This is a genomic window from Microbacterium sp. (assembly GCF_030149085.1).
Taxonomy (GTDB): domain Bacteria; phylum Actinomycetota; class Actinomycetes; order Actinomycetales; family Microbacteriaceae; genus Microbacterium.
This window is the reverse complement of sequence record NZ_JASBSF010000010.1, coordinates 1-8,114: the sequence shown is the minus strand read 5'-3', so window position 1 is coordinate 8,114 and position 8,114 is coordinate 1. Positions and strand designations below refer to the sequence as shown.

The following is an 8,114-nucleotide window of genomic DNA, read 5'->3' as shown; positions in this document are numbered from 1 at the left end:
GCCAAGTGGGTGTGCTCGACGCCGCTGCGCTCCCGCGCCGAAGGCCACCAGGACCACATGTGGCAGGCCCTGCGCACCACCGACCTGCAAATGGTCTCCACCGATCACTGCCCGTTCTGCATGAAGGATCAGAAGACCCTGGGCCTGGAGGACTTCCGCAAGATCCCCAACGGCATCGGCTCTGTTGAGCACCGCATGGACCTCATGTACCAGGGCGTCGTCACCGGGGAGATCACCCTCGAACGCTGGGTCGAGCTGACCAGCACGACACCCGCGCGCATGTTCGGGATGTACGGCAAGAAGGGCGTCATCCAGCCCGGCGCGGATGCCGACATCGTCGTCTACGACCCGAACGGCCACACCTCCATCGGCCTGAACAAGACCCACCACATGAACATGGACCACTCCGCGTGGGAGGGGTTCGAGATCGATGGGCACGTCGACACCGTGATCTCCAAGGGCAAGGTCATCGTCGATGACGGCCAGTACCTCGGCCGCAAGGGCGACGGCAGCTTCGTCAAGCGCGGCCTCAGCCAGTACCTGGTGTGATCATGCGTTTCGTTTCGCTTCGCTCACTCAACGACCGGGAACAGGGGTAACTCATGGATTTCGGCGTCGTCCTGCAGACCAATCCCCCCGCCTCGCGGGTGATCCAGCTCTCCAAGCTCGCCGAGGCCCACGGGTTCAGCCACGTGTGGACCTTCGACTCGCACCTGCTGTGGGAAGAGCCGTATGTCATCTACTCGGCGATCCTCGCTGAGACGCGCAAGGTCACGGTAGGCCCTTTCGTCACGAACCCCGCGACGCGCGACTGGACTGTCACGGCATCCGTGTTCGCGACGCTCAACGAGATGTACGGCAACCGCACAATCTGCGGCATCGGCCGCGGTGACTCGGCGGTTCGGGTGACGAATGGCAAGCCCTCGACGCTGAAGGAACTGCGGGAGTCGATCCACGTCATCCGGGAGCTCGCCAACTCCCGCGCTGTCGAGTACAACGGCGCGACGCTGCAGTTCCCGTGGAGCGCCGGGTCGGAGTTGGATGTCTGGGTCGCCGCCTACGGTCCACTCGCGCTGAAGCTCACCGGCGAAGTCGCCGACGGGTTCATCCTGCAGCTTGCCGACCTCGACATCGCCGCCTGGATGATCCAGACGGTGAAGGATGCCGCCGCTGCAGCTGGCCGCGACCCGGAGTCGATCGCCTTCTGTGTCGCCGCTCCTATGTACATCGGTGATGACTGGGAGCACATGCGCGACCAGTGCCGCTGGTTTGGCGGGATGGTCGGCAACCATGTCGCCGACATCGTCGCGAAGTACGGCACTGATGGCACTGTGCCGCAGGCACTCACCGATTACATCGCCGGCCGCACCGGCTACGACTACAACTCACATGGCAAGAGCCACAACGACCACGTGGACTTCGTTCCCGACGAGATCGTCGATCGGTTCTGCGTCCTCGGCACCGCCGAGGAGCACATCGCCAAACTCGAGGCGCTGCGGGCACTCGGCGTCACCCAGTTCGCGGGGTACCTGCAGCACGACAACAAAGAGGAGACGCTCCGCGTCTACGGCGAGACCGTGATCCCGGCCCTGCGCGAGAAGGTCACGGCCAAGTCGTGACGGCCCGGCAGGATCAGATAGACGCGGCCGAATGAGGCGACCTGACATGCGGGGACGAATCGAGGGGCTCGGGTGGGGCATCCTCGGCGTTCTTGCGATCATCCTGCTGTGGGAGGGGTACAAGTTCCTCGGGCCCGCTGACGGCGTCACGATCGGCGCTGTCGAGGGGCAAACCGGCTCTGGATTCATGATCCTGCCGCGCACCCACGATCGCGCGATGCCCCACGTGTGGGACATGGTCGCGCGACTTTTCGCCCCGACCAGCGGCGGCGACACACCGCCCCTGATCGCCACCGTCGCGATCGCCGCGTTCACCACCCTCGGGATCGCCGCAGTCGGGTGGGTGCTCGGCGTCGCCGTCGGCGGAGCGCTGGCTCTTGTCATGCAACGGTGGCAGCTTCTTGAGTGGGGCCTGCTGCCGTGGATCGTCGTGAGCCAAACGGTCCCCCTCATCGCGTTCGCGCCCGTCATCAACGCGATCGGCAACCAGATCGATCGCGGCGGAACGAGTTGGCCGCAGTGGCTCTCGGTAGCCGTCATCGCGTCGTATCTTGCATTCTTTCCCGTTGCCATCGGGGCTCTGCGGGGCCTGGAAGCGCCCGACCGCATCCACGTCGACCTGATGCGCACCTACGCCGTCGGCTATTGGGCGACCCTCCGTCACCTGCGCCTTCCTGCAGCGGTCCCCCATCTGCTTCCCGCGTTGCGCCTCGCGGCTGCCAACGCCGTACTCGGGGTCGTCGTCGCGGAGGTCTCGATCGGCATGCGCGGCGGCATCGGGCGGATGCTGATCCAGCTCGCCGGTCAAGCATCCAGCGACCCTGCCGCCCCGTGGGGGCCCATCTTCGGCTCGGTCGCGCTGGGCTTGATCGCTGCCGGCTCCGTCGCGCTGATCGGCGTGGGTCTGCACCGCTACCGACGAGGAGAGGCCACCGCATGAGCCCCGAAACGACCGCCCCCGACAGCCTCGCCGTGCAGGCGCGAGGAATAGGCAAGGTGTTTCCTACCGCGAGCGCGGACGTCACCGCGCTCACCGACGTGGACCTGGAGGTCGCCGCGGGCGAGTTCGTCTCGCTCATCGGACCATCAGGATGCGGTAAGTCGACCCTGCTGCGCCTGATCGCTGACCTGGATGTCGCGACCACGGGCGAGCTGCAGATCTTCGGAAAACCAGCACACCAGGCCCGAGTCGATCAGGACTACGGCATCGCCTTCCAGCAGGCGGGGCTCCTGCCGTGGCGCACGGTAGCGGGCAATATCGCGCTCCCCCTCGAGTTGCACGGCACCGTGAAGTCCTCGCGCGACGCGAGGGTGCGGGAGCTAGCCGACCTGGTCGGACTCTCGGATTTCATCGACCGCTACCCCGACCAACTCTCCGGGGGCATGCAGCAGCGTGTCGCCATCGCGCGGGCGCTGGCGGCACGTCCGAAGCTTCTGCTGATGGACGAACCGTTCGGAGCGCTCGATGAGATGACGCGCGAGTACCTGCAGTCCGAACTCACGCGCATCGCCGGCGAGACGGGCGCTGCCGTCGTGTTCGTCACGCACTCGATCCCCGAGGCCGTCTTCCTTTCGGATCGGGTCGTTGTCATGAGTCCCCGGCCCGGCCGCATCACCGAGATCGTCCCCATCGGGCTGGACTCGACGCGAGGCGAGGACCTCCGCGAGTCACCCGCGTACTTCGAGCGCGTCACGGCGGTGCGGGAGGCCCTCCACGGCGCCAAGGTCGAGAGAGCGAACGAGAGATGAGTCTGCGCGACACGACGATGTCGGCCCGCCCCCTGCCGGGGTGGGCACGGATCGCTGCACCCGTCGGTGTCGGGATCCTCGGCCTTGCCGCCTGGATTCTCTATGTGGATGTGGCAGCTGCAGCGCCCCGGATGCTGCCGAGCCCGGTCGCGATCGTGCAAGAGTTCATCGCACACGCCGACATCATCACGGAGGCGATGGTGGTCACCGCCACCAACGCCCTGATCGGACTCTTCGTCGGCTCGCTCATCGCGATCGCGCTGGCGGCGCTGGCCGCGGCGATCCGACAGTTCGACGGGATGCTTGCGCCGATCGTTGCAGCCCTCGCGGTCATTCCGATCGTCGCGATCACCCCCGTGCTCAACACGATGTTCGGAGCATCCAGCCAGTTCGGCAGGCAGGCCGTGGCGGGGCTTGCCGCGTTCATCCCCGTCTTCATCAATGTGCTGCGCGGGCTGCGCCAGAGCCGGCCCGTGCACCGAGACCTGTTCCGGGCCTCGGCGGCAACGCCCGGGCAGACCTTCCGACTGCTGACCCTGCCGACAGCCCTGCCGTACCTCATGACGGGCTTGCGTATCGCAAGCTCCCTCGCGGTCATCGCGGCACTCGTGGCCGAGTACTTCGGTGGGCCAGCCGACGGCATCGGAACCGCGATCGCGACGTACGCGAAATCGGGGCGCGCGGCCCTGGCGTGGGCGTTCGTCCTCGGCGGCATCATCATCGGCCTCGTCTTCTTCCTGGTCACCTCGCTCTTGGAGCGCTTGGCGACCCGAAGGATGCCGGCCTGACCGGCATCGAGCACCACCCGCACCACCGAGAGAGCACCCCCACCGAAGAAGGGAACACCGTGAGACACAGCACCAGACGCGGCCTTGTCGCCGCATCCACCCTCACCGTCGCCGCGCTCACACTGGCGGCGTGCGCGGGCTCGTCCGATCCAGCCACGACAGAAGACAGCGGTGAGTTCGAACCGCTCACCACCGTCAGCCTGCAGCTGCAGTGGCTCCCGCAGGCGCAGTTCGCCGGCTACTACGTCGCCCTCGACCAGGGCTACTTCGAGGAGGAGGGCTTCGACAATGTCGAGATCATCCCGTCCGGCGGCGACATCGTCCCCCAGGACGCCCTGATCGCGGGAGACGTCGACTTCGCGATCGCCTGGGTTCCGAAGGTGCTCGGCAGCCTCGAGGCCACCGGCGTCGAACTCACCGACATCGCGCAGGTCTACCAGGAATCCGGCACGACGCAGGTCTCCTGGGCCGACTCGGGTATCACCGAGGTTGCCGACTTCGAAGGTAAGCGCATCGGCTCGTGGGGCTTTGGCAACGAGTGGGAGATCTTCGCGGCGATGGCAGCCGATGACCTCGACTCCACGACGGTGTCGATCACGACGCAGGACTTCAGCATGAACGCGCTGTTGGATGGCGATGTGGACGCGGCCCAGGCGATGACCTACAACGAGCTCGCGCAGGTGCTCGAGACCGTCAACCCTGAGACAGGCGAGCTGTACACACTCGACGATCTGAACGTCATCTCGTACGAGGAGACCGAGGGCGCGATGCTGCAGGACGCGATCTGGGCAGACACCGAGCGCCTCGCGTCCGACCCGGCATACGCCGACGCGGCAGTGCGGTTCCTGAAGGCCATCGCGAAGGGCTGGATCTACGCTCGCGACAATCCCGTCGAGGCTGCCGCGATCACCTACGACTACGCGATCAACGCAGAAGCTGCCTTCCCGGTCGGACCTGTTCACCAGGAGTGGATGATGAACGAGGTCAACAAGCTCATCTGGAACGGTTCGGAGTTCGGCGTGATGGACCCGGCAGCCTGGGACAAGACTGTCGCCGGCGCCCTCTCGGCGGTCAACCAGGACGGACTGAACCTCATCACGGCTGAGCCGCCGGCGTCGGCGTACTCCAACGAGTACATCGAGCAAGCTCTCGCGGAGCTCGTCGAGGAAGGGTACGACGTCTCAGCGACGTACACCCCGATCGAGGTCACGCTCACTGAGGGCGGCCAGTAGTCCCCGCCGGACCGGCCGAGGGCGCTCGGTCGGTCCGGCATCCCCTCTCGCGTCGAGCATGTCGCGCCCGTCAGCCTCGGGCTGCCGGCGCGATCGGACGATGCTCGTAGAAGGTCTGCAGCACCACGGTCGTTCGCGTACTGACATTGGCGGCCAACCGAATGTCGCGAAGCAGGGACTCGAGGTGGCGGGGCGTCGCGACCCGCACGAGCAGCAGGTAGCTCGCCGCACCGGCGACGGAGTGACACGCCTCGATCTCCTCCAGGTGAGCGAGCATCTCGGGTGCCGTGTCGGGTTGAGCTGGGTCGAGTGGCGTGATCTCGACGAAGGCGGCGAGCGGCTTGCCGGCAGCCTCGGGATCGACGACGACCCGGTATCCCGTGATGATGCCGCGGCTCTCCAGCCGGCGCACCCGCGCTTGCACCGCGGACACCGACAGTCCGATGGCCGCCGAAAGGTCTGCGAGGGTCGCACGCGCATCAGCGGATAGTGCGCGCAGGATGCGGGCATCGGTGTCGTCATCCAGACGTGGGGGAAGTGATTCCGCAACCATAGTGGCAACACTAGCCGTCGCAACCCTCCGAAACCGGAAATATTCCTGCGCACAGGCAGAGAATGCGGAGAAGTATCTAGGATCGTCAGGACCAACCGTTCGGAGGCCTCATGTCGACCCTGTCGTCCCCCGCACCCCTCGCTCCTCCCGAGCTGGCCGCGTCGATCGAAACCTGGCCGGCCTGGCGCGAGCTGAAGACCGCAGCCGAAGCGTTGCATCCGCTGCAGGTCGCCGACGGCTCGATTCCGGATGCCGCGCATCACGCCGCCGCCCGCGAGAACGTTGCAACGATCGTGCGCGCCATTGATGAGCTGGCACCCGCCTTCGCGCATGATGCTGCCTACCTCACCGCACTGACCGGCGACTTCCGCCGCTGGAGCGAGAGCAACTTCGGCATCCCGGACTTCCTCGACTCGCTCGTGGAGTTCCAGCCACAGCAGCATCGCGTCGACGGCATCCGTCACCTCGTCGTCTTCCCGATGTACACGCAGAACGGGTCGAGGCAGCGCCACGTCGAGGCTGTGCTGGTCGAGGCCATTTGGCCCGCGTTCATCGCCGAACTCGAGAGCACTGACTACGGCAACGCCCTGTTCGTCTCGCTCCGCCTGATCGACTTCACCTCGGGCTACGACACGAACTCGGCTGTGCTTTTTCCCGAGACCGTGGCAATGCGCGAGATCCCGACCTTCACGTGGGGTGGGATCTTCCAGGACCGTGAGGCAGCCCGCTACCGCCGGGTGGTGCGCGCTGCCGCCGAGATCACCAAGCTCGAGCTCCCTGCCGATGCCGCGCGGATGCTCGATGACGCCGCCCTCGCGGAGCGCACGTTCGTCATGTGGGACCTCATCCACGACCGCACGCACATGCGCGGAGATCTACCCTTCGACCCGTTCATGATCAAGCAGCGGATGCCGTACTTCCTGTACGCGCTCGAAGAGCTGCGCTGCGACCTCACGGCGTTTCGCGAGAGCGTGCGGATCCATGACCGACTCCACGGCCGCAGCGACCGTGGCGAGACGCTCAGTGCAGCCGAAGAGGAGTCCCTCGAGCACGCGCGAGTGGTGCAGTACGCCGTCGTGTTCGACCGCATCTTCCGCTTCGCCATCACGGGCTCGCGGGTGCGCAACTACGACGGGCTCGGCGGACAGCTCCTGTTCGCCTGGCTGCATCAGCGCGGCGTGCTCCACTGGACAGACACCGCCCTGACGATCGACTGGGAGGCGGTCCCCGACGCCGTCGTCGCCCTGGCCGACCGCATCGACGAGCTGTACTGGGCCTCGATCGACCGCCCGAAGCCGGTCCACTGGCTGGCGGCCTACGGCCTCATTCGCGGGACGCTTCCGCCGCACCCCGCCTCGCGGTGGAACCGGGGACTCCCCGACGACGTCCTCGCCGGCCCGCTGTCGGGCTACACGGATGCCGTCCTCGACGACGAGTTCCCGCTGTCGATGTTCTACGAGGCGCTCGAGAAGAAGATGCGCCCGGTGATCGCCTCGACGGCCGGCATCCGCGCTGGCGACGCATGACCTGCTCACCGGGCGCGTCCGCGCGAACCGTAGGCTGAGACGGTGACCAGCACACCCGTCCACGCCCGCGGCTTCGCTTCCGACAACTACTCCGGCATCCATCCCGAGGTACTCGCGGCGATCACCGCTGCGAACGTCGACCACGAGCCCGCGTACGGCGCGGACTCGGTCACCGAACGGCTCCGCGGCGTGTTCGCTGGTCACTTCGGTAAGCGCGTCGAGGTGTTCCCGGTCTTCAACGGCACGGGCGCGAATGTCACGGCGCTGCAGTCGATGCTGCCCCGGTGGGGAGCGGTGATCGCGGCATCCACGGCACACGTCAACAGCGACGAGGGCGGAGCACCCGAGAAGGTCGGCGGCATCAAGCTGCTCACGATCCCGACTCCCGACGGAAAGCTCACACCCGAGCTGATCGACACCGAGGCCTGGGGGTGGGGTGATGAACACCGCGCCCAGCCGCTGGTGGTCGCCATCACCCAGTCGAGCGAGCTCGGCACGCTCTACTCGCCGGCCGAGATCCGGGCGATCGCCGACCACGTCCACGAGCGCGGGATGCTGCTCTACATGGACGGCGCTCGCATCTCGAACGCCGCTGCGGCCCTCGACCTCCCCTTACACGCCTTCACGACGGATGTCGGGGTCGATGT

9 protein-coding genes are annotated in these 8,114 nt (G+C 66.7%); 8 read left to right on the top strand and 1 reads right to left on the bottom strand.

Annotated features, from left to right (window positions below; translation table 11 throughout):
• The 6 genes from Q1V87_RS00430 to Q1V87_RS00405 form a co-directional block, all read left to right on the top strand.
• The coding region (locus tag Q1V87_RS00430) for an amidohydrolase family protein (RefSeq protein ID WP_300590383.1) at nucleotides 1-549 on the top strand (549 nt) is incomplete at its 5' end.
• Nucleotides 550-602: 53 nt separating this feature from the next.
• Nucleotides 603-1,619, top strand: a complete 1,017-nt coding sequence (locus tag Q1V87_RS00425) for a TIGR03842 family LLM class F420-dependent oxidoreductase (RefSeq protein ID WP_300590382.1) — start codon at nucleotides 603-605, stop codon at nucleotides 1,617-1,619.
• A 31-nt stretch (nucleotides 1,620-1,650) separates the two neighbouring features.
• Complete coding sequence (locus tag Q1V87_RS00420) at nucleotides 1,651-2,559, top strand: ABC transporter permease (RefSeq protein ID WP_300590381.1); 909 nt, start codon at nucleotides 1,651-1,653, stop codon at nucleotides 2,557-2,559.
• The gene (locus Q1V87_RS00415; RefSeq protein ID WP_300590380.1) at nucleotides 2,556-3,368 is read left to right on the top strand and encodes an ABC transporter ATP-binding protein; all 813 of its coding nucleotides are present in this window, start codon (nucleotides 2,556-2,558) and stop codon (nucleotides 3,366-3,368) included. Before Q1V87_RS00420 ends, Q1V87_RS00415 begins: the two co-directional genes overlap by 4 nt.
• A complete protein-coding gene (locus tag Q1V87_RS00410) occupies nucleotides 3,365-4,156 on the top strand; it encodes an ABC transporter permease (RefSeq protein ID WP_300590379.1) in 792 nt (263 codons plus the stop codon). Before Q1V87_RS00415 ends, Q1V87_RS00410 begins: the two co-directional genes overlap by 4 nt.
• 59 nt (nucleotides 4,157-4,215) lie before the next feature.
• A complete protein-coding gene (locus Q1V87_RS00405) occupies nucleotides 4,216-5,388 on the top strand; it encodes an ABC transporter substrate-binding protein (RefSeq protein ID WP_300590378.1) in 1,173 nt (390 codons plus the stop codon).
• Between the two features lie 70 nt (nucleotides 5,389-5,458).
• Here Q1V87_RS00405 and Q1V87_RS00400 read toward each other — a convergent pair whose 3' ends face one another.
• Nucleotides 5,459-5,914: an Lrp/AsnC family transcriptional regulator gene (locus Q1V87_RS00400; RefSeq protein ID WP_300590384.1), complete on the bottom strand. Its 456-nt coding sequence runs from the start codon at nucleotides 5,912-5,914 to the stop codon at nucleotides 5,459-5,461.
• Nucleotides 5,915-6,051: 137 nt separating this feature from the next.
• Here Q1V87_RS00400 and Q1V87_RS00395 point away from each other — a divergent pair, with 137 nt between their 5' ends.
• Together Q1V87_RS00395 and Q1V87_RS00390 are read left to right on the top strand one after the other, a co-directional pair.
• A complete protein-coding gene (locus Q1V87_RS00395) occupies nucleotides 6,052-7,467 on the top strand; it encodes a DUF6421 family protein (protein WP_300590377.1) in 1,416 nt (471 codons plus the stop codon).
• 42 nt (nucleotides 7,468-7,509) lie between these two features.
• The coding region (locus Q1V87_RS00390) for a low specificity L-threonine aldolase (protein ID WP_300590376.1) at nucleotides 7,510-8,114 on the top strand (605 nt) is incomplete at its 3' end.

What these genes read in the sequence shown, in the direction of transcription:
- Q1V87_RS00425 (WP_300590382.1), top strand. Translation starts at nt 603, where the DNA reads ATGGATTTCGGCGTCGTCCTGCAGACCAATCCCCCCGCCTCGCGGGTG.
- Q1V87_RS00420 (WP_300590381.1), top strand. Translation starts at nt 1,651, where the DNA reads ATGAGGCGACCTGACATGCGGGGACGAATCGAGGGGCTCGGGTGGGGC.
- Q1V87_RS00415 (WP_300590380.1), top strand. Translation starts at nt 2,556, where the DNA reads ATGAGCCCCGAAACGACCGCCCCCGACAGCCTCGCCGTGCAGGCGCGA.
- Q1V87_RS00410 (WP_300590379.1), top strand. Translation starts at nt 3,365, where the DNA reads ATGAGTCTGCGCGACACGACGATGTCGGCCCGCCCCCTGCCGGGGTGG.
- Q1V87_RS00395 (WP_300590377.1), top strand. Translation starts at nt 6,052, where the DNA reads ATGTCGACCCTGTCGTCCCCCGCACCCCTCGCTCCTCCCGAGCTGGCC.